This is a genomic window from Natronococcus sp. A-GB7 (assembly GCF_029688865.1).
In the GTDB taxonomy this organism is placed as follows: domain Archaea; phylum Halobacteriota; class Halobacteria; order Halobacteriales; family Natrialbaceae; genus Natronococcus.
Genome location: NZ_JARUKV010000029.1, coordinates 41544 through 62128, shown reverse-complemented (window position 1 = coordinate 62128; position 20585 = coordinate 41544). Strand labels below are relative to the sequence as shown.

Genomic DNA, 20585 nt, shown 5'->3' with positions numbered 1-20585 from the left:
GGGAGTGTCAATCCTGTTGATCTTACTCTAAGAACTTGAAAACCCACCTAACCGCAATAGCACCGAAAGCAGGGAGTGAACGACTGAGTTTCAGTGAAAACCTGCGGTGAGTGGCCACTAATTCGACTTAATAATTTCTAATTTGCTGTTACGATTTGTCCGTTCAATATACCCATAGTCCATGATCTCGAGTGCCCGTAAAGGCACTGGTGCGATCTCCAGTTACCCGTCAGCCGAAGGGATGGCCTCCCCCACCCTTCGTTGGTGAGTCGTTGCACCAGCATCCTCACTTGCCACTCACCCACCACGGTTTGTTTGTGTATCTAGACTTTCTCAAACAGACGACTATCCTGTAATATCATCTGTATGTCAGACAGTATATCACCTATGAGACGGAGAACGGTCATCGGCAGTGACGGACCAACGTTGCCTACAATGCTGGCGGGACGTGTATCCGATGACTTCATTGAACCAATTGATGATGAGGAAGACACCACCGATGGCGAGGGTGAACATGGGTTCGACGAAGGTGATGAGGAAGACGAAAACGGGACCGGCGAGGAGGACGAAAACGGGGACAGCGAAACAACTGGCGAGAGCGACGAGAGTGAGACTGGAGATTCCGACGACAAACAGTCCACCGATGAGAACGGGGACGAAGAAGCGGGTGATGAGCCAGAACCCGATGGAGACGATGATGAGAGCAGCGAGGAAGCCGAAGAGGAAACGGACGAATCCGAGGAGGAAAAAGTCGACGAAACTGAAGATCAGGAGGACGACGACGCAGATATCGAGGGGCCTCCAACCTCCGAGATCACAGTCTCGAAGCAACGAATGCAAGTGAGGTCTCTGGCGAGAACTAGTTAACTCTTCAGCGAGCGACGAGCCATCGTGTTTAGTTGAGCAAATTCCACCAGACGGAGAAGGCTTGGAGCCACGTCTCGGCGGTCGTCGGACCGACGTGACTGAAGCTATTACTGAACGAGGAGATTCAGTGTTTTATTTCTCGAAATATGCGCTCGACAGCGTTTCGATTTCCGTGTTAAACGGAACGAAATCGGGGCCCCGCTTGTTGTAGTGCAGTCGCTAGATGCTGGGCGTGATCAACGAGAAACACGGTGTCGGCGACGTCGTGTTTCTCAGAAGTTCGCGGAGAAACTGTTGTGACAGTGCCGTTGTCGTAGTCGTAAAGAGCCGCAAGTGCAAGAATTCGTTCGAATGAGGATCGACAGCTGCGTACAGCCAGAACTGCTGACCATTGATTCGGATCACCGTCTCGTCAAGTGCGACGTGATCCGGACTCGCACCGCTGGCAGGCTGTAGATCGACCTTCTGCACGCAGTCGTGAATAGCTTTTTGCGACCGTTCGACACCAAAAATCTCAGGTCAGAGATAATATTCAAAAGCGATAATCCGCTGAAATGGTGTCGAATACCCAGCTTTATCAGCCGACGCGGTGTCCGCTCTCGCTCCACAAAATCTAATTCGATCCAGTCGCTACAACCACTGAGGCGGGTGATTTCTACCATGAGCCAGCTAAAAACCATCCCATCTCATCCATCAGCCTTGACCAAACACGACCACACGACCGTGACGAGGCCTTTTGGAAATAGTTACTAGATATCTATAACGGGTTTCTTTCGTCGAAAAAACGGGGTCTGCTACGACCATTCTCAATCAAAATCTGTGTGTAGATAGCTAAAACTAGCATATTTATAAGAGGGTGGTGGAAATTGCTGTGGTAAGAGACGACAATGACCAAAAAAGGGGTCATATTCCAAGAGACGTCGAAATTGATTAAAGCCACCCAGCACTCTATCACATCCAATGAATTTTCATCCCAAAACATCTGGGAGAATCTCTTGCTTGGAATTACGTATACTGCCGTACTGGCTATATTACCACTCACTGTTCTCACCGATCTCTGCACTTTTCTCGTCTTCGGAACGAAAACCAAGAGGATAAATAAATCGAGACTTCAAGAGTACAGGTAATACCAAATAATAAATTTGAACCCGCTAACCCTCGGTTATCACATTAGCGCGCTCCTGTGCGATAGAACGAGTACAAAAGACAACATCCCTACTATCGTATGCTATTCCCTGTGTTGGCCGGCAGATTCGCTCTTGAGTAGACTTTTCGAAATACCCAACTCTAGTTTCGCTATTGAAGAAGATGGCATCCTCGTTCTGAGTTGTTCGATACGAAGTCTAGCTCAAACCTGGCTAGTCGTACGACAAAAATATAAATACCAATAAAGTATGTAAAATGAAAGTAGTCTTGCGAACAAGTTACTAAGCGATCACCAAAACTTCACGATGCGAGCCGGATGCGAAAGGTTACTTAACGACGCTACGAGTTCGTTGAAGACACTCTGATCGAACTGTGTTACCTTCCGCGGGTTTACCAGAGCTGACCCCGCAAAAGAGTGTTGGCGACGGCTCAAGCAACCACTTGGAAATCGCCTATTCGAATCGATTTCGATCGAGAACGACAGAGCGGAGATTTTTCGAGCGACGACGCGGCGAAGCGAGGACCAGCACTCGCTACGTCGAGGAGTTCAAGATGGGTGTATTTCTAGCAACGCCAAGAACGCGCGGGGCTGATCGAGGTCAGCCCCAAAGGTCGTCCATGGGGGTGCCGACGAAACCTAATACCAAATCGATCGTTCCCGACATAGCACTCTCCGCTTCGAGGAGAGAATTGTTAAATACCCCTTCCGAATGTTGAGGTCACCAACTTCCCCAATATGGTGACCGTCAGTAAGGACTTAGCTGGATTCTAACATCGAGCCACTTGTTGTCAGTCTGGCTCTTCCTGGTTAAAGCTAAAATTGCTCGGGATCTCATTGGGGGTTCCGAACTCAAAAATGGCATCAACAATACGAATGTCGCCCAATACACTTTGGGATTAGGATTATCGGACAGTACGCTATATATTACTTATGCACAGACGAACTATTCTAACTGGGTCTGGTGCTGTGGTTTCTGCAACTCTTGCCGGATGCTCTCAATCACCTGACAACGATGGGTCAGACTTTGAGGAAACAGGTGATGACCAGGAGAACAGGTCTGCCGACGATTCTGAAACAGAACTTGAGAACGACGATGAAGATGAGGAAGACGATCCTGAAGAACCTGGGGAGGGCGAAGAACAACCCGAGGACTCAGAAGAAGATGAATCTGAAGGACCTGAAGAAGAGGAAGATGAGCCCGACGAACCAGAAGAAGAGATAGAAGAAAACGATGCAGAGCCCGATTCCGAAGAAGAGAGCGAAGACTCTGAAGAGCCTGAGAGCGAAGAAGACGAGGACTCGGGGTCAGAGGATCAAGAGGAAGAACCCGAAGAAACAGAAGACGAGGAGCCGGAAACGGAGGACCCAGACGAAGAACTCGAAAAATCTGAGGAGAACGAGGAACCAGAAGAGGTGTCCGAACCAGAGGATCAGGACGAAGAATCTGAAGAGGAATCCGGACCTGAAGAACAAGACGAAGAGTCCGAAGAGACTGAAAACGAAGAGGGATCAGAAGAAGAATCCGAGTCAGAGGACCAGGAGGAAGAATCTGAAGACGAGGGTTCGGAAGGGGAGGACCAGGACGAAGAGCCCGGCGAATCTGAAGACGAATCTGAACCTGAAGAGCAAGACGAAGAGTCTGAAGACGAGAACGACGAAGAACCCGAAGAAGACACCGAAGAGACAGAGCACGAAGAGGATAGTGATGAGAACGAGGACGACAGCGACGAGGACACGGATGAGGACGGAGCCGATGATACCGACGGGAGCGAGGAAGACGACGCTGAATCAGATGAAGAGGAAGACGGCGACGACGAAGAGAACGAGGAAGACGATTCCGATGGAGACGATGGTAATGGAATCTCCCCCGAGGAAATGGAGGGACAGATCCAGTACGCCGATGAAGAGGACGAAGAGGTGCTTGAAGTTACGGACCACGGAATAGAATGGGCCAGTTCCGATGCACAGGACGATTGTCTGATCAACTATTCGCTTGAAAATGTGTCCGACACTCAAGAGATGAATGTTCACTACGCAGGGACCCTTCTGGACGAAAGCGGAGGAGTGATTAGCAATATAGATAACATGGTGTTTTTGGACCCTGGTGAGTCTTCAAGTGGCTATCTGGAGGCATACGGATGCGATGAGGCAGCTGATTACCGGATTTCGCTCAGCATTGGCCATCGTAGTGAAGTATCTGACTAGAACGAGTCTGACCAATGCGACTGCTGTTGGCTAAACCGCCTAATTTCAAAGCTTTCGTAGACTACTCTGAGCAGAATACTTCGGTTCCGACTCTCGCGATGGGTTTGACGTCAGTATCTACTACCCAGTAGAGCCGGTCTCGAGTTCTTCAACACGCTCGGACGCACTCGAGGTCGTGGATATGACTGTCGACGTCGGCCACGCGTCCGAGAACGAGTACATCCTCTTTGAAAACACGAGTGACCAGGAGATCGATCTCGGTGACTACGAGGTTACCGATCGAGAAGCAGGTACTGGCAGTTCAGCCACGTTCCCGAGTGGCTTTACGCTCGACTCTGGCGAGCAAGTCCGAGTAACTAGCGGACCTGGAAGCGCAACGGATGACGAGATCTTCACGGGAAGTGGCAATGCGGTCTGGAAGCAGGATGGCGACATCATTGTGGTAAATAACCCGAGTGGGAATACCGTGCTTGAGCACGAATACGGCAATCCGTCCAGATCCCTGATCGGCGCGCTTGCATCGCAGGTTACGGGTCTCTTCTCGTAAGCTCCACTAATCCGTTTCAACAGCGCTATCGGTTGTCGTCGTTGAGAAACTGCTCCTTAGCGACCTCCTCGAGACCACCGAGCACGCCTGGCAACTGGCGGTCGATCGACTCCTGAAAAATAATCTCGCCTTCACGAAGGGTGGGTAGGGGTACTCGGAAGGAGGGAACCGCGTCTGAACCCTGCTTCCGCGACATCTGGGCTGGGACACCGAGATTATCAGCGGTGGTGTGTCGAACAACCCTCGATGGACACCAGCCACCTTCATGTGGAAACTCTCAATATTAACATCTGTCTATTTGCAGCGTGATAATTGTAGCACTCGAAATCGGTAGGTCCCAGGAAGGGTGACCTACTGTTTTGGCTGTCCGATGAGCTATTCGGGGCGTCGAAGGTAAGGACTGAACGGGCCGATGTCGCAATGACTCGCCGATACCTCCGACGCTCTCCGATTACTTACTAAAACTACTAATAACTCCCCCACTATAGCAAAAAAGCAACTCCATAAGTAGACACAAAAAAGTCCACGCGAGAATCGAACACAGACGGGGTGCAGGAAGCCAGAGGGTGAGTCTGGCTTCTTTGAGGCACACGCCGATAGTAGGGTTGATGGTAGGCACCAACCCGCCATGTTTCTGAGGGATTAGGTAGGTCGGTGGTGTTACGCTCGCCGGGGGGTGGCGTTGAGATGCGTTGACACCCGCCGACCACTTGATAATTCTCGGTACTCTGCCTAATAATCTTCCACTAGTTGCAGAGGTTTAGGATACCTAGGTCTATAGCAAATATATCGATAGAACAGATACGAAGTGAAATTAGAGTGTCGCCACTACTCGATGTTGTGTCTAATCAACTCGAGGGTGACAGAACCCCGGTGTTGGTTAGAGGTAAGAACCGACTTGCCAAAACCGCCAGCGAGCCGACCGACTGTCGCGAAAGCGGCTTAGACGCTAGAGACGTTCGAGATTGACGTATGAGCAACGACATCGAGACCAATGAGTGGCCATTTCCCGACTGCTCGAGAACGTTCGGGGCGCGGGAATTACCGGGCATATCATCACGAACACGCTGGCGAGTACCCACGTGAGGGGTGGCCCGGCACGCCAGCGGGTCGGCAGGCGCACCGCGGTCGTGATGGTGGACGACGAGGAGTAGCGCCTTCGAAACTAACCAACACTGGCTCGGTAGAGACTCTTATCGTAGGTTGAGACGCGGTGTTGCGTATTTTGATTGTTAGCAGAGATGGATGTCGATGCTCGGAAACTCTCACGATGAAAATAATACAGGCGAGAATCGCTCGGCAACAGGAAAGCGGTGGGAGTCTCAAGTGTGCAGCGGCACTTTCGGAATTCGTGGGGCTATTAGTAACACTGTTGAACAATTGAGGTGCCAGGTGTGATCGCACCGGGCGTCCGTGAGATGATCGAAATGACAGCGATAATCGTCGTATCGTACGCAGGAGTCATTGGTATCTGTAGCCGACATAAGAGGTGGAGAAAAGGCTGCCCGAGATCTTTCTTCCTATCACTGAGTTCGCGTTTCGGCACTTCGACTACGTACGAACTGTCTTGCTTTTCGATCTTTGCGTTAAATGTATACATAGTAGCTTTTCAAAAAATTCGATAAGTATTACGTCTTCTCTGATAGAGAGACAGGCAGTACGTTCAACCCGACAGATGAAACAATGATAGCCTCGCAGCGGCGTTCGCGGCGAGAAACAGGACAATGATGATCGCACCAAGAAGTTCACCAGCGATCGGTATCAACTCAAGTGTAACAGCCAGTAGTAATATTGCACTGAGACCTGCAGATGCGAAATACCACTTGCTGACTACCTGCTTGTCGGAATTGGTAGTGGTGACACTGGATCTCGTGCCACCCTCTTCGTTAGGTGAGTGCTCGAGATATGGTGAAAAAACCCCTAGTCTGTCAGTCGGTTCAATGACACCGCTGGACTGGTCGTAGCGAATAACACCCGCTTTGTCGAGCTTCGGGAGCTGTTCCTGATATAGTGGGACGTAAATTCGTTGGTATTGATCTGAAGTTACTAGGTCAATAGGCATCTCATTCTCTGCTGCTGCAACGTGTCTGGCAAGGTCGGGCAATTGAATCGGTTCACCCGTTTCTAACAGACACCGGATTACTTCTCGTCGCCGACTAGTGTTCAACAGGTGGAAGACATCATCCTCGGAAAGCACCCGGGCCTCGGGTGAGTTATCGGTGGATGAGGCTTCTTTATTTTGTGCCCGCTGATCCATCTTCTCTGTCTACTCCAATATAGTACAGTACAATAAACTATCTTATAGCAGAGCCTTAACCAACTTCGGGATGTCTTTAAGATAGATTGTTAGTTAGACGGGAAGGACGACTAGCGAACGGGGGATTTTGAGAAGAATCGGTTTACTGGTGTTCGCCGTATCACTTACGACTCTTGACGACGTCACCGGCGACCGAACGGCCTGATCAACGCAACTGACGATCTGACTAATTAGGATTTCTTAGATAAACCCGGCGTGTAGGGTTCTCTATTAGGGAATCGGACAGCTAGATAGATGGCGTCACATGGCGACATTCGTATACGACTTCTGGCTGCTCTGTCCAGGACAGCAACCGGTCTACACGTTCAAATAACACAGATACAGGGAATTACTCTGGGTTCACAACCTCACGGCAGTTGGGGCACTCGGCGTATACTGCTGGTCCTGTCTCTGTTTCGTATTCAAGGATCACATTGGTCGTCGTGATCTCGGCTTGATAGAACGGGCATGTACCGAGGGGTGGTGGGTTCGCCGTGGACATGGGTTAGTAGAGATGGCGTGTGGAAAAGAGGGAGCGCGTGTGACTTGCAACAGGGTGGTGGTGTGTCCGCTCCCTCTATTACCAGTATTATTCCTGAATCTGTATATAGGCGAGCCAACCACAGTGAAACTGAAACCCGAAATCCGATGACAGACCTCTCGACAAGAGGTCTGAGGGGATAGTCACTGTCTCCTTGAACTCCTCGCCGGCTAGCGGTCGTCTACCGAACGATTGATGCGGTCTTTAATTAACCCAAACGGTACTGTCTAGTTCAGCACCTCCTCAGCCGGCGTCTTTCCATCACGCGATTGATGCGGTCTCTGGCGGTTATAATAATGTGCGAACTATTCAACCCATTCGCGTGCGCTCGCCCGACTTCCCATCCACGAACTATGGAAACGGTCGACTCGCATTTTGAGAGTATGAAACCACTTTTCGACGAGGTTTCGATCGGTATAGTTCACCCGAACGTTCAGTCCTAATCGAGCAATGGCAGTCCGATAGCCGAATTGATCGACAAGAAACTCAGCCTCGGAGAGTTCGTGTTTCTCACGGAGTCCATGCAGAAATGCAGTGCCGGATCAGTGCCATGCCGACTAAACAACGTGGCGCCGAGAATCAACTTTGACTCGATATCTATTGCAGCATATAACCAAGACCACTCGCCGTTGATCTTGACAGCAGTTTCGTCGACAGCGACCCGCGACGGCGACGCCGTCCTCAGAACGCTTCGCGTTCTGATGGGCCGCACGAGAGCTTCGCTCTCGTGGACGTCGGCGGGTCGCGTCCGCTGTCAGCTAGCCGATGTACCCAGTTTCAGACCGCTCCGTGAGACCGTTCAACGCCTAATTCAGCGAGAATCGTTGTTGTCTCCCGAAAGAACAACCGGTCTGATGGAGGCGGACGGCGACGCCCGTCAGGGCGTTCGCCGTCCGCTCGTTCTTACAAGATTCTTCTAAATCCGCATCGTAGCTCTCGCTGAGCAGGTCTGCGAGCAGTAATCCAAATCAACTCAACGGCCTGCTCACTTCTCAAACTGGCTCAACTAGACAGTGCCTCTTGAGACGACTTCCGTTCTGAGCACGCTACGCATGACCAAATGGTCACGGTGCGTCATTCGCCAAGAAGTTCGAGATCGATCCCGAGACAGCTACCGAGAGCGTCTCGTTCGGCCAGTTCCTCTCGGCCATCCACGACGATGATCGCGAGCGGATCAAACGGAAAGTTGAGGACGCCATCGAATCGGGCGAAGGGTACAAAGAAGAGTACCGCGTTTGGAACGACAACGAACTCCGGTGGGTCGTTGCGCGCGGTCACATCGAGTACGACGATGACGGTACTTCAGTGTCGTTCCCTGGCGCCCTGGCCGATATCACTGAGCGTAAGCAGTTCGAGCGGCGCCTCGAGAAATCGAACGAGCGCCTCGAGCAGTTGGCCTACGCCGCCAGCCATGACCTGCAGGAACCCTTGTGTATGGTTTCGAGTTACCTCCAACTCATTGAGAACCAGTACAAAGACCACCTCGACGACGATGCCGAAGAGTTCCGCGAGTTCGCTATTGACAGTGCCGACCGGATGCGCGACATGATCGAGGGGCTACTCAAATACTCCCGAGTCGATAGGCAGGGCGATCCGGTCGAATCAATCGAGTTGAATGCCGTGCTCGAGGACCTCCACGTTCGGATCGTCGAAAGCGGTGCCGAAGTTACGGTCGAGGATCTTCCTCGTCTCGAGGCTGATGCCGGCCAGCTCCGACAATTGTTCCAAAATTTGCTCGACAACTCCATCACCTATAGCGGAGACGAGTCACCGCAGATTCACGTGAGCGCCGACCGGAGAAACAACAACTGGGTGATCTCGGTCAACGACAAGGGATCGGGATCGATCCCAAAGATCAGGACCGTATCTTCACGGTATTCAACCGACTTCACAATCAGGAGGCGTACGAGGGGACGGGCATCGGGCTCGCGCTCTGTCAGCGGATCGTCGAGCGCCACGGAGGCGAGATCTGGGTCGACTCCGAACCCGGTGAGGGAGCGACGTTCTTGTTCACGCTCTGAGCCGGAAGCGAACATGATCTGCGTACCGGTATGGACGGTCACCGTTCGTCCCAACTGAACACCCAGCTTTGCACGTTGAAGTAGGAGCGTAACGTAGGGGTAGCAAGGGCGGATAATACTGATTACGGACTTCTTGCTATGTACGCGTCGGTTGCGTCATCGGATACCTCGACATAGTAGCGCTGCGTTCCGTCCTCGACTGGGTCGTAGAAGGTGACGATCTTCCGGTACCCGTTGTCGACCGTCTCAATGCTGACGTTGCCATGATAACGGAGTAGGCTGGCTGCGACGAGTTTGAGCCCGTCCGGAGCGATCACCGACGATCGCGCTCGAGGACTGTTCCTTCACCGCCGACCGCGACGTCGAGGAAGTCGTCGGTCAGAACGATGTCCTGTAGCTCGGCGTCGGTAGGCGTCTCGTCAGTTTGCCAGCCATACAGCCGTCGAGTGACTGCTGTTCCGCTCCCACCGACGGCGACGCCACGATCGTTGCGTCGGTCTAATCCGAGAAGTCCTCCCTCGGCAGCAGCCTTCTTGGTCCAGACGGCACCGTTGTACCGGAACGTCGAGCCATCGCCGCCCGGGGCGTGAACATCGTCATCGCCCGCGGCGACATCGTTGAGCGCGACGCTCCCGCCATCGATACCGATCTCGCTCCAGTTCGCCCCAGCATCGTTGCTGCGATAGATCTTCGAGTTCGTATCGGAGACGTAGACCGTCGAGTCGTCGAGGAAGCTTGCTCCCCCGACACTGGAGCCACCGCCGGGTTCGACGACATCGCCCCAGTCGACGGACTCACCGTCGTACTCGCCCGGGAGCACCTCGCCGGAGCCGTTCGCGAGGACAATCTGCTCGCCGCCTGCGTCGCCGCCGACGGCGACCGCCTCCCAGGTACTCGTCTTTTCCATTGGTGCGGAGAAGTCCTCGAGCTCGTCATCCGCGAGGTCGTAGCGGCCAACGACGCCGCTACCGCCGGCGACCCAGGCAGCGTCGCCACCATCGGTCGCCGCGGCGTCGAGCAGTTCGCCCTCGTTGCCGGTCGGGCCGTTGTCGGCGACGACGTACCACTCGTCGTCCTCGCGACGGAGCACGCGGCCGCCCTCGCCGGCGGCGACCGGGGAACTCGCTGCCGCAACGCCATACAGTGCGCTCTCAATCGGGACGTCTGCTGCCGACCACTCTCGGTCAGAGAGTCGCAGCGGCGATACCTCGAGCCCGTTGACCGAGACGTTCAGTTGGGGAAGCGGGCCGCGAGATACGTCGAAGTCGGCGACGCGACCGTCGAAGGCGAACTCGTGGACGTCACCGTTTCCGAGCGTGCCCGACGCGGTGCCGTCCTCGATATCGACATCCGCGTCGAGGGCTGCGATCTCGCCGTTGATCTCGAGGGTATACTCGATCGACGCGGGGACGTCTTTCGAGAGGGTAATTGTCTGTGGAAGATTCGTTCCGTCGGGATAGCTGCCGCGCTCGATCGCTGTTGCGGACGCCCCGACCGCGATGTCGAGGAAGTCATCGGTAGCGAGCGCCGTACCCCGGAGGTCGCTCTCGGTGGGCTGCTCACGTTGCTCCCACGTCCCGTCGTCCGTTCGCTCGTAGGTGAAGCCGCTGGCCCCGACAGCCAGTCCGTCGTCGCCGTCGCGCGAGACGGCGAAGATCGTCTCTCCGCCGACATCGTGTTCGGTCCAGCCGGTTCCGCTGTACTCGTAGATGAAGCCGCTCTCACCGACCGCGGTTGCGTCGCTCTCGCTCGTGGCCGCGATATCCTCCAGACCAACCTCAGCGATGAATACTCCCTCTTCGTTCCAGGACTGGCCGCCGTCTGTCGTCTCGTAGACCGACCCCTCGGAGTCGGCAACGAAACCGGCGTCACGTTCGTAGAGCGACACACCGGTGATCGTCGTTCCGGCACCCGGTTCAACGACCGTACCCCAGTCGACACCGCCTTCGTCTGTAAGCTCTCCGGGAAGGACCTCTCCGGAGCCGTTGGCGAGGACGACTCGCTCCTCGCCCGCGTCACCGGCGACGTCGAGCGCTTCCCAGGTGCTGGTCTTTTCGTTCGTGCTTCCGTCTTCCTCCTCGACTTCAGGTGCGGAGTAGTCGGTGAGTTGGTGAGCCTCGACGTCGTACCGGCCGACGACACCGCTGCCACCGGCAAACCAAACGTGACGACCATCATCGGTGACTGCGATATCGTTCAGCGGGTTTGATTCCGTTGTTGGGCCAACCTCGATAATTGGGTCCCAGCCAGTAACCCGCCGAGCGAGGACGACGCCGCCCTCTCCGGCGGCAACCGGCCCGTGGCTCGAGATTGCCGTACTCGAGAGTTCCACGTCTAACGAAACGTCCGTTTCGATCCAGCCGCTGTCCGAGTCCGCTCCCGCAGGACTGATAGCGAGTCCTCCGGCCACGAGGCCCGCTCCGGTTAGTTTCAGCACGGTACGACGTGTCGTGTTTCCGTTTTCGGTAACCATCGTTCGAATCGTGGGATAATCGGTTGGTTCCGCAGCGATACCTCTCTCGGATCGGACTGTCTTGTTTCTGTGCCGCTGCGTCTGGGAGAAAGGATAGATGGGAATAAAATAAACGTTCGGCTTGATTGCGTATTAGTGTTTACTCATCTAGCATAGTGTCGAAAATTCCAATATAAATCAAACATATAGCAAGACAGTATTGCATCCACCCCATTTGATTGAATAAAAACCAATACTGCCTGGTTGAGCCAGTTTGAGAAGCGAGTAGGTCGTCGAGGTGATCTGGACAACTACTCACAGACCTATTCAGTGAGAGCAACGCCGCAGATTTGGAAGAATCTTGTAAGAACGAGCGGACGACAACATCCGTTAGGGCGGTTCATGCATTGTATAACCGCCAAAGACCGTATTAGTCGCTCGACGGAAAGACGCCAGTTCAGGAGGTGCTGAGCTAGACAGTGCCGCTTATGTCTACTGTAGATCAAAGTCCGCAGGAACCTCTTCGAGGTCTTGGAGCAGTCTCTGGATGGCTCGCAATTGGTCATCAACCTCTTCGATTTTCTGCTCGAGATCGATAAACCGATTGGGGATATTCCGCTCTACTTCGGCTATCGGGAACTGACCGCCTTCCCGATCAGTATAGTACAATCTGTTGTCAAGGCTACGGGCTTCTATACGCTCGTGCCAGGCTAGCTTTTCCAGTCGAGATGCAACCAACACAGTCCGAGATAATCTAGCAGAATCACCCTCGGTAAGTAACGATTCAGGAAACACCTCTGGCTTTTCGGCTGCAAGATGCTCCGTGATTTCTGATAGCTTATAGGCTGCCTCTGAATTCTTCTGGAGATACCTCTCGATCTCTACTTCTAAGATATCGATTTGTTTGCTCTTGTCCCACTGATTCGATTCAACGTCGATCGGCATAGTATCACTTTCCTCTATCCCCGGTATATTAATTCTAGTCCAGTAACAGAATTAATAGGATCGTTCCAATAAGTTAGCTATAAAACACATTCATGGATGATTTTCCCTACCTTGGCATTTTGGTGTCTTATTCGAGAAATATAGACCAGTAGTGAGTCATCTCGGAACGCCACTACTGAGTTCGTTTAGTGGGCCAGCGAATTTGAAACCGACTTGAGCACCCACTGTGGTTGCAGTTCGTCTGCGTGGCTACGGCCCGCTGTAGGTGCTGACGCCGCTTGCTCGGAGGAGCGAGCGGTCGTTACCGCCGTTCTGGAGTCGTTGTTCACCATGTATCCCGTTGATTAGCTCACCAATTTCACCCATGTATCCTTACAATGATAGAACTATCACATAATTCCTATTGTGGTTTAAATATAAATTCACATACACTGAAACTACATCCAACTGATGAGTGGTTCCTCACCATACTTATGTCACGCATAGTAGCGACGCCGAACGGTATGACACTTATACACACTTATTACTGGTAGATAACAGTTTCACAGGAATTCATTAGAATCGAAAACGTGGTTGCATCATCCAGTAGTAGACAAGAACTGGACTTCGAGAGTGTTGCAGTGGTCCTTACAGGGGCTGACTATGATCCTGAAAAATTCCCCGGCCTTATCTATCGCAGTACAGATTTCAGATCCACCGCTCTCATGTTCTGTTCCGGAAAAGTCGTCTGCACTGGCGCGAAAGGTATCGAGGATGTACATGAGAGTATGGAGATGCTCTTCAATACATTTCGAGATCTCCAAATTGAGGTTGCAGAGGACCCGGAAATCATCGTACAGAATATCGTTAGTAGTGCAGACCTCGGCCGTAATCTCAATCTGAACGCAATTGTGGTCGGATTCGGACTTAAGGAAATTGAGTACAAACCTGAGCAGTTCCCAGGATTAGTGTATCGACTCAACGAACCTGACGTTGCTGCCCTGCTTTTTAGCTCCGGAAAGCTGGTTGTCACCGGTGGAAAGGACACCAACGATGCAGAACAGGCTCTTGACGTCATCACTAAGCGTCTTGAGGACTTGGGTTTGCTCGAGTAGTATCCGGTCTCTTCTCTCTAAACTATCGTCGAATACTGAGCCAAGTCACAAATTCTGCGGGAGAAACGATCCTGAATCCGGCCGGGACTCAAGTGAGTCCATCGTCACATCGTAGAGCGCATGGCTCAGGTAGTAGCCTGTTGCGGACATGATTAAAAAGCGTCTGCGAGAAACCAGTGCTGCCACGCTGGCGTATTGCCCTCGACTAGCCCGGGCGAGTGAACAAACAGGCTAGTGCGCACCTAATATATTAGAGAACATCTCGAATCTGGCGATTCCGTCACGCTCGCTTCCGACCAACGGCGTGTGCGGTCCGGTAGGCGACGGCGTAGCCGACAACCGTCAAGCCGAGCGCGAGGATGACGTTCCCGACGAGCAGCCGCACGAGCACGTCGGTGCCGGCGTCGAGCCCGATCTCGACGTGGCCCGGACCCGGAACCGGCCCGAGCAGCTGGATCCCGATGAGCAAGCTCCCCGCGTAGACGCCGCCTTTCACGAGCGGGTTCAGGACCGCGACGGCGGCGACGAACGCGACCTTGTTGGCCCAGACGAACCGGTGGCTGGCCCACGCGAGCACCGGCAGCCCGGCGCCGAGGGTCGGCAGCGCCGTGACGAAGATCCCGAAGGCGAAGCTGCTCGCGACCCACTGCGGCGGGTGGTCCTCGGTGAACGCCACCCGGAACGCGCTCCGGACGCGGAGTACCGGGCGCGTAACCCAGCTGGAATCGATCACGGTGACACCTGGACTAACGGGTTCGACGCTCAGCTACAAAGCCCTATGTACCGCTGGAGCCGCCCCGACTCCACAGGCCCCAATGCGTACGCGTCCGAGCCGAGCACCGACTGGCTCTCCCGCGTCGACACGACGCGACGAGCCACGACCGTCGGATCCAGCCCCTCGCGGCACACGGTCTCGAGGGCTACTGCACGCGGAGAATCCCGCCCACCGCGAGTCCCGCAGCCGAACCCGCCGACTACGAATCGAGCGGGATCGTCCGCTTGCGCGTCGGATCGGTCAGGTACGGCTCGAGGCCGGACGCATCCGTCAGGACGACCTCGCCGCTCGCGCGGTCGTACGCGAGCACGCCGTGGTCGGCCAGCCGCGGGAGGTGGTTGTGGACCAACTCGACCTCGGCGCGCTCGCGCTCGAGTTCGTCGACGTGGTTTTGCCGGCGAGCGGCGAGCTGGTCGGCCAGGATGCCCACCGTGGAGCGGCCATCGGTTTCGAGGAGCTCCGTGACGATGTGCTGGCGGTCCGTGTCGGCCAGGATGGCGAACGCCTCGTGGGTGTCCATACCCGTCCTGGGGACAACGCGGGCAAAAGGTCCGCTCCAAATCACGTGGGACCCGTCAGAGAGACGATTCAGCTCGCGAGCAGGTCCGCCACCGCACCGCCGACCAATTTGCCCGACGAGTCGGTCGTGGCGGTCCGTCTCGAGCGTGCCCCTATCGGCGAACGGACGCTCGTCGAGTGCGGTGACGCCGGAGCACTCGTCGCTTCTGTTCACCTTCCAGCGGAACTACGCGTGTCTGTGGATGACGAATAGAGCGGGTCGCGGAACGGCCCGGCCCGCCGGCTGCAGCGGACTACCGATCGGGATCGCGAAGCCCGAACCGACGACAGGACGACATCCTGGCCGACCGCATCGGAAACCGCGACCACCGGATCCCGCGGACGTCGCGACTCGAATCGTCCTCGAGTTGGGACACCGACCCGAATCCGACTCCGCCGCAGCGTCGACACTGACTCAGCACTGGCACCCTCTACGACACTCGTGGTTTCGAGACTCGTTGCAGCGTGAGGGCGGGTCTCTCTTACGCAACGTGACAATATCCACCAGACCTAAGCGCGACACTATCTAGCATTCGTCGTCGTATGACACTCCCAACGATCCGCACCGACAAATCGGCGTTCGACCGCGTGCGAGAGGCGATCCTCAACCGCGAAGACCCCGACGAGAACGACGCGCTGACGGGACCTGACACCCCAACACCCGGCTGAGCGAAACCACAAAGCGAGACCGGCAACTCGACTTTGTACTTCCGTGTTCTACCCGGTGCGCGTTCGCACTCGAGCACTCCGTACTCCTCGAGGTCGCTACTGTCGACTGGTTCGCCGAGAGATCCCCACCCGATCTCGAGTAGCGAAGAGAGTCAAACAGTCACCGACTCGAGCAAGCCGCGACGAACAGCAGGCAACCCAGAAATGACGGGAGAAACGGACAGTCGTCAACGGTGATCTATGACACGTTTTCAAACGACCGTTCCTACCTATCGGGGCCGGGTCGCCCAGTCGTACCATCTCGAGAGGAACACTAAAACCTACATATCTCGTCAACAGTTGTGAGGGCTTTCGACGTACACGCACCGTCTCGAGCCCGCCGTCCGCACTCGCCGACCGCGATCGACTCGGCGTCGAGTCCTTTATCCGCCCCAACGCCGACGACTACCTATGTCGATCGAAATCGGCGACTCGGTCACGATCGAGTATACGGCCCGGTTCGCCGACGGACCCGTGTTCGATACGACGGACGAACGGGTCGCCGAGGAGACGGGACTGGCCGAACAGCTCCCCGACCGCGAGTTCGAGCCGCTGAGCTTCGAGGTCGGCGACGGCGAGATCATCGAGGGGGTTACCGACGCGCTCGTCGGGATGGACGAGGGCGACGAAACGACGATCACGGTCCCGCCGGAGCAAGCCTACGGCGAGCGACGCGAGGACCGGGTCATCGAGCACAACACCGTCGAGTTCGACCAGATGCTCGAGTCGGAGGGGCGCTCCCTCGAGATGGGGACCCGGATCGAGACCAAAGACGGCAGCGTCGGCGAGGTTACACACATCGATCCGGAGATCGTCCGCATCGATTTCAACCACGAGCTGGCGGGCGAGACCCTCGAGTTCGACCTCGAGGTCCTCGAAGTCGACTGAGTCGCTCGAGGGCAACCACAGCAAAACGGCGAGCGAACCGGAGAGACGAGTCCGAGACTTCGGTGACCGCGCTCACGAGGACGCCGACCGGCCGACCCAGCGGGCAACCGCCACAACGCCCAGCACCGCCGTGCTGAGCGCCCCGTAGAACAGCGCCGGTCGGCGCTCGGGCACGGATTTGGCGAGAAACAGCGCGACGCTGAGCCCGTGGTAGACCGGGTTCAGCGTCTGGCCGTCGACGTCCTCGTACCGGACGTCGATTGGACGCTCGGTGATCTCGAGTTCGGAGTCCTGGGCGTCCATGATGAGCTCGCTCTCGACGCCCATCCCGCTGGTCTCGATCGAGAGCGTCTCGACGGCGTCCCGCGAGAACGCGCGGAACCCGCTCTGGGTGTCCGAGAGCTTCGTTCCGCTCGAGCCGAACGTGAGGTAGTCGAGCACCTGCTGGCCGAAGCGTCGGTACCCCGGCGTCTCGTCCTCGTCGGCCTCGAGGTATCGGCTGCCGATGACCATGTCGGCGCCCTCGTCCTCGACGGGCTCGACGACCGTCGGGATCTCCTCCGGGAGGTGTTGGCCGTCGCCGTCGAGGATCACGAGCGAGTCGTACTCGGTCGTTCGGACGTGCTCGAACAGCGTCCGCAACGCCGTCCCCTTCCCCTGGTTGTGGTCGTGCTCGAGCAGCGTCGCGTCGGTTTCGTCGACGATCTCGACGGTGTCGTCGCTGCTCCCGTCGTCGACGACGACGACCTCGGCCGCGAACTCGGCCGCCTGGTCGACGATGCGCTCGATACTGCCCGCCTCGTTGTACGCCGGAATCCCGATCAGACGGTCGGATTCGGCCGGCGACTCCGTGGTGACGGCCTCGGTGCTGAACGACGACGACGCGACGCTCCGACGGCGGCTCGCCTCGAGGTCGAGCCGCTCGCCGCTTCCCGTGACGATGAGCCCGTCACAGCCGTCGGTCTCGGCGGCCGAAACCAGCTTCGATCGCCGACCCTCGTCGTCGGCGGGTGAGTCGAGCACGGTGGCCCCCAGCTCCTCGAGGAGCGAAACGACGTCGTCCTCGAGGCCCGTGTCGAGAACGAAGACGGGGTAGTTACTGGCGCGCGCTCGGGAGACGGCCCGGAGTGAGACCTGGTCGTCGGGAAGCAGCCCGAGACCGAACTGTGCGTCTGAAAGTGTCGTCGGCGAGTCGTGTCGTGGCGTTATCATGAGATCCTCGAGGTCGGTTGTGCGTCGGCTGTCGGTAGTCAGAGTGAGTCGTCAGTAGCCGTCTGTGGGGCGTACGGCGGTCTCGTGAGAGTCGTGCGCTCGTCGGCTCGACTCCGGAGTGCTGTATCCGATCGGAACACGAGCCGGCTACTCGAAAATCCTGACTTTACTCGACTGGACACCGTCTATCGAAACGTGTTTTCTGTAGAATTGGTAAATAATTACTGCTTTAATTAATCAATGTTGCACCATATTTGTATTTCTCTGAACAAGCTTTTAGTATATTAGTACTATCAAAGGATATGATATAATTCACTGGTAAATGTAATTCTGGTAATCATATACCTCGCCGGCTACCACACCGAGGCGGTTTCCGGTCTCGCTCCCGTCGCGTGGGCGATCCGACCTCAACGCTGCGGTACGGGACCTCGATCGTGGACAAATCGAACCCGTACTCGTACTTGTGTGCGGTCGATAGCGCGTTTAGATCTTATACGGTGCTAAATATAATCATTGATAAGCATTATCATCCCGTTGGTGGCCCTACCAGACGGGCCTGCGGGCCCGACACAACTCATGCCAGAAGTACAATTCGAGGTGGACGTCGACGCGCCACCCGACGAACAGCCAGGAGCGAATCCGTTCAATCGCTGGCATCCGGAGCTCGAGCCCGTCGTCACGGTCGAGCCCGGGGAAGCCGTTCGACTCGAGTGTCTCGACTGGACGGGCGGACAGATACAGGACAACGACAACGCAAACGAGGTTCGGGACGTCGATCTCAACCAGGTCCACTATCTGAGCGGGCCCGTGGCGGTAACCGGAGCCGAGCCGGGCGACCTTCTCAAGACGACGCTGCTCGATATCGGGGTGTTGAACGATCGGTCGGAGTTCGGCTTCACCGGGATCTTCTCACAGCAAAACGGCGGAGGGTTTCTCACCGATCACTTCCCCGACGCCGCGAAGGCGATCTGGAACCTCGACGGAACGTACGTCTCCTCGCGACACATCCCGGACGTCCACTTCGAGGGGATGATCCACCCCGGCCTGATCGGCACCGCGCCGTCCCAGGAGCTGCTCGAGGAGTGGAACGAACGCGAGCAGGAACTGATCGAGAGACACGCCGAGGATCCCGAGTCGATCCGGAACCACCCGACCGGCGAGTCGGAACCCCCCGTCGCCTCGCCACCGACTCCCGACGGCGCGCTGCCCGGTGAGGCGACCGGCGAGGTTGCAGACCGGATCGCCGAGGAGGGGGCCAGAACGGTCCCGCCGCGGGAACACGGCGGCAACTGCGACATCAAGGATCTCTCGCTCGGCTCGACGATCTACTTCCCGGTGTTCGTCGAGGGCGCCAAGTTCGGTATCGGAGACATCCACGCCTCGCAGGGCGACGGCGAGATCACCTTCTGTGGCGCGATCGAGATGGCGGGGTACGTCGACGTGAAGTTCGAACTCGTCAAGGGCGGGATGAACAAGTTCGGGATCGACCACCCGATCTTCGAACCCGGACACCGGGGGCCGAACTTCTCCGACTACGTCGTGTTCGAGGGCTACTCCGTCACGGAGGACGGCGAGCAGCGGTACATGGACCCCCACGTCGCGTACCGGCGTGCGGCTCTCGAGGCGATCGAGTACCTGACGAAGTTCGGCTACACCCGCGAGCAGGCGTACATGATCCTGGGGACCGTTCCGATCGAGGGCAGACAGAGCGGGATCGTCGACATTCCCAACGCCTGTTCGACGATCGCCGTCCCGAAGAGCGTCTTCGAGTTCGACGTCAGTCCCGCCGCACTCGGCGAACACGACGACCGCGGACAGATCTCGATCACCGACGATCCGCTGGGCTGAGTCGACGGGATACCGACCTCGGACCGGCCGTTCAGTTCGAGTCGCGATCGAACGGGTCCAACAGGCGCTCCGCATCGACACTCTCGTGAACGGACGCGGTCAACGGCAGCAACTGCTCGCTATCGACGGGCTCGAGCTCCCGGTCCTCGCTCGCGGCCAGCGCGTGATACCGGTCCGCGCCGAGGAGCGCGATTCGCACGACGTCGTCCGTCGTGAACAGCTGCTCGCCGACGCGCTCGTTGAGATCGTCCCGGATATCGCGAAGTCGGTCGCGGGTCTGAACCGACATCGTCAGCGATACCTGAAACCGGTGTGGAACGTCCTCGTGGAACCGAGTCGCCGCGGCTGCGATTTCCTCGTCGTCCATGAGAGTGTGCCACCAGAGAGACGATCGTAAGTGTTCGGGGCCGAGAGAGTGGACACTCGGCTGCCCGCCGTCGACAACAACTCCCCGGTAGTATCGGTACCGCCAGCCCCGGAC

Annotated in this window: 17 protein-coding genes and 4 pseudogenes; 11 read left to right on the top strand and 10 right to left on the bottom strand. The window is 56.4% G+C overall.

Annotation, left to right across the window (positions count from 1 at the left end):
• The first annotated feature begins 435 nt into the window (after positions 1–435).
• On the top strand, positions 436–867 hold the full coding sequence (locus tag QA609_RS20805; protein WP_278304541.1) for a hypothetical protein: 432 nt from the start codon (positions 436–438) through the stop codon (positions 865–867).
• A 28-nt stretch (positions 868–895) separates the two neighbouring features.
• Here QA609_RS20805 and QA609_RS20800 read toward each other — a convergent pair.
• Positions 896–1529: pseudogene (locus tag QA609_RS20800) on the bottom strand (IS6 family transposase).
• Positions 1530–2356: 827 nt separating this feature from the next.
• Here QA609_RS20800 and QA609_RS20795 point away from each other — a divergent pair.
• The 4 genes and pseudogenes from QA609_RS20795 to QA609_RS20780 form a co-directional block, all read left to right on the top strand.
• Positions 2357–2480: pseudogene (locus QA609_RS20795) on the top strand (IS630 family transposase); the annotation flags it as partial.
• Between the two features lie 464 nt (positions 2481–2944).
• Entirely contained in the window at positions 2945–4219 is a 1275-nt protein-coding gene (locus tag QA609_RS20790) for a hypothetical protein (protein ID WP_278304540.1), read from the top strand.
• Positions 4220–4400: 181 nt separating this feature from the next.
• The gene (locus QA609_RS20785; RefSeq protein WP_278304539.1) at positions 4401–4766 is read left to right on the top strand and encodes a lamin tail domain-containing protein; all 366 of its coding nucleotides are present in this window, start codon (positions 4401–4403) and stop codon (positions 4764–4766) included.
• 998 nt (positions 4767–5764) lie between these two features.
• Positions 5765–5920, top strand: a complete 156-nt coding sequence (locus QA609_RS20780; RefSeq protein ID WP_278304538.1) for a hypothetical protein — start codon at positions 5765–5767, stop codon at positions 5918–5920.
• A gap of 509 nt (positions 5921–6429) precedes the next feature.
• Here the strand turns inward: QA609_RS20780 and QA609_RS20775 are convergent.
• Both QA609_RS20775 and QA609_RS20770 read right to left on the bottom strand, forming a co-directional pair.
• Positions 6430–7023 (bottom strand): hypothetical protein, encoded by a 594-nt coding sequence (locus QA609_RS20775; protein ID WP_278304537.1) that lies wholly within the window; start codon positions 7021–7023, stop codon positions 6430–6432.
• Positions 7024–7830: 807 nt separating this feature from the next.
• Positions 7831–8562, bottom strand: a pseudogene (locus QA609_RS20770) (IS6 family transposase).
• A gap of 136 nt (positions 8563–8698) precedes the next feature.
• Here QA609_RS20770 and QA609_RS20765 point away from each other — a divergent pair.
• Both QA609_RS20765 and QA609_RS20760 read left to right on the top strand, forming a co-directional pair.
• Positions 8699–9457 (top strand): annotated as a pseudogene (locus tag QA609_RS20765) (histidine kinase dimerization/phospho-acceptor domain-containing protein); the annotation flags it as partial.
• Entirely contained in the window at positions 9412–9624 is a 213-nt protein-coding gene (locus tag QA609_RS20760; protein WP_343233814.1) for an ATP-binding protein, read from the top strand. The pseudogene QA609_RS20765 and the gene QA609_RS20760, both read left to right, overlap by 46 nt.
• Before the next feature lie 122 nt (positions 9625–9746).
• Here the strand turns inward: QA609_RS20760 and QA609_RS20755 are convergent, their stop codons facing one another.
• The 3 genes from QA609_RS20755 to QA609_RS20745 all read right to left on the bottom strand — a co-directional run bounded on the left by QA609_RS20755 (position 9747) and on the right by QA609_RS20745 (position 13021).
• Positions 9747–9941, bottom strand: coding sequence for a hypothetical protein (locus tag QA609_RS20755; protein WP_278304536.1), 195 nt, complete (start codon positions 9939–9941; stop codon positions 9747–9749).
• A complete protein-coding gene (locus QA609_RS20750; RefSeq protein WP_278304535.1) occupies positions 9938–11956 on the bottom strand; it encodes a hypothetical protein in 2019 nt (672 codons plus the stop codon). The genes QA609_RS20755 and QA609_RS20750 overlap by 4 nt, the downstream gene beginning before the upstream one ends.
• A 612-nt stretch (positions 11957–12568) precedes the next feature.
• Complete coding sequence (locus QA609_RS20745; RefSeq protein ID WP_278304534.1) at positions 12569–13021, bottom strand: hypothetical protein; 453 nt, start codon at positions 13019–13021, stop codon at positions 12569–12571.
• Between the two features lie 533 nt (positions 13022–13554).
• On the opposite strand from QA609_RS20745, the gene QA609_RS20740 reads away from it, so the two are divergent.
• A complete protein-coding gene (locus tag QA609_RS20740) occupies positions 13555–14115 on the top strand; it encodes a TATA-box-binding protein (RefSeq protein WP_278304542.1) in 561 nt (186 codons plus the stop codon).
• A gap of 280 nt (positions 14116–14395) precedes the next feature.
• Here the strand turns inward: QA609_RS20740 and QA609_RS20735 are convergent, their stop codons facing one another.
• Positions 14396–14848: a DUF2062 domain-containing protein gene (locus QA609_RS20735; protein WP_278304533.1), complete on the bottom strand. Its 453-nt coding sequence runs from the start codon at positions 14846–14848 to the stop codon at positions 14396–14398.
• A gap of 241 nt (positions 14849–15089) precedes the next feature.
• On the bottom strand, positions 15090–15410 hold the full coding sequence (locus tag QA609_RS20730) for a hypothetical protein (protein WP_278304532.1): 321 nt from the start codon (positions 15408–15410) through the stop codon (positions 15090–15092).
• 581 nt (positions 15411–15991) lie between these two features.
• Between QA609_RS20730 and QA609_RS20725 the strand changes: the two genes are divergently transcribed.
• Both QA609_RS20725 and QA609_RS20720 read left to right on the top strand, forming a co-directional pair.
• Entirely contained in the window at positions 15992–16117 is a 126-nt protein-coding gene (locus QA609_RS20725) for a hypothetical protein (RefSeq protein WP_278304531.1), read from the top strand.
• A 450-nt stretch (positions 16118–16567) separates the two neighbouring features.
• Complete coding sequence (locus QA609_RS20720; RefSeq protein ID WP_278304530.1) at positions 16568–17044, top strand: FKBP-type peptidyl-prolyl cis-trans isomerase; 477 nt, start codon at positions 16568–16570, stop codon at positions 17042–17044.
• A 72-nt stretch (positions 17045–17116) separates the two neighbouring features.
• On the opposite strand, the gene QA609_RS20715 is transcribed toward QA609_RS20720, so the two are convergent.
• Positions 17117–18256: a glycosyltransferase family 2 protein gene (locus tag QA609_RS20715; RefSeq protein ID WP_278304529.1), complete on the bottom strand. Its 1140-nt coding sequence runs from the start codon at positions 18254–18256 to the stop codon at positions 17117–17119.
• A 576-nt stretch (positions 18257–18832) separates the two neighbouring features.
• On the opposite strand from QA609_RS20715, the gene fmdA reads away from it, so the two are divergent.
• Positions 18833–20104 carry a formamidase gene (gene fmdA / locus QA609_RS20710; protein ID WP_278304528.1) on the top strand — a complete coding sequence of 424 codons (1272 nt, stop codon included), beginning with the start codon at positions 18833–18835 and terminating at the stop codon, positions 20102–20104.
• A 31-nt stretch (positions 20105–20135) separates the two neighbouring features.
• On the opposite strand, the gene QA609_RS20705 is transcribed toward fmdA, so the two are convergent.
• Positions 20136–20471, bottom strand: coding sequence for a hypothetical protein (locus QA609_RS20705; protein WP_278304527.1), 336 nt, complete (start codon positions 20469–20471; stop codon positions 20136–20138).
• Between the last annotated feature and the right edge of the window lie 114 nt (positions 20472–20585).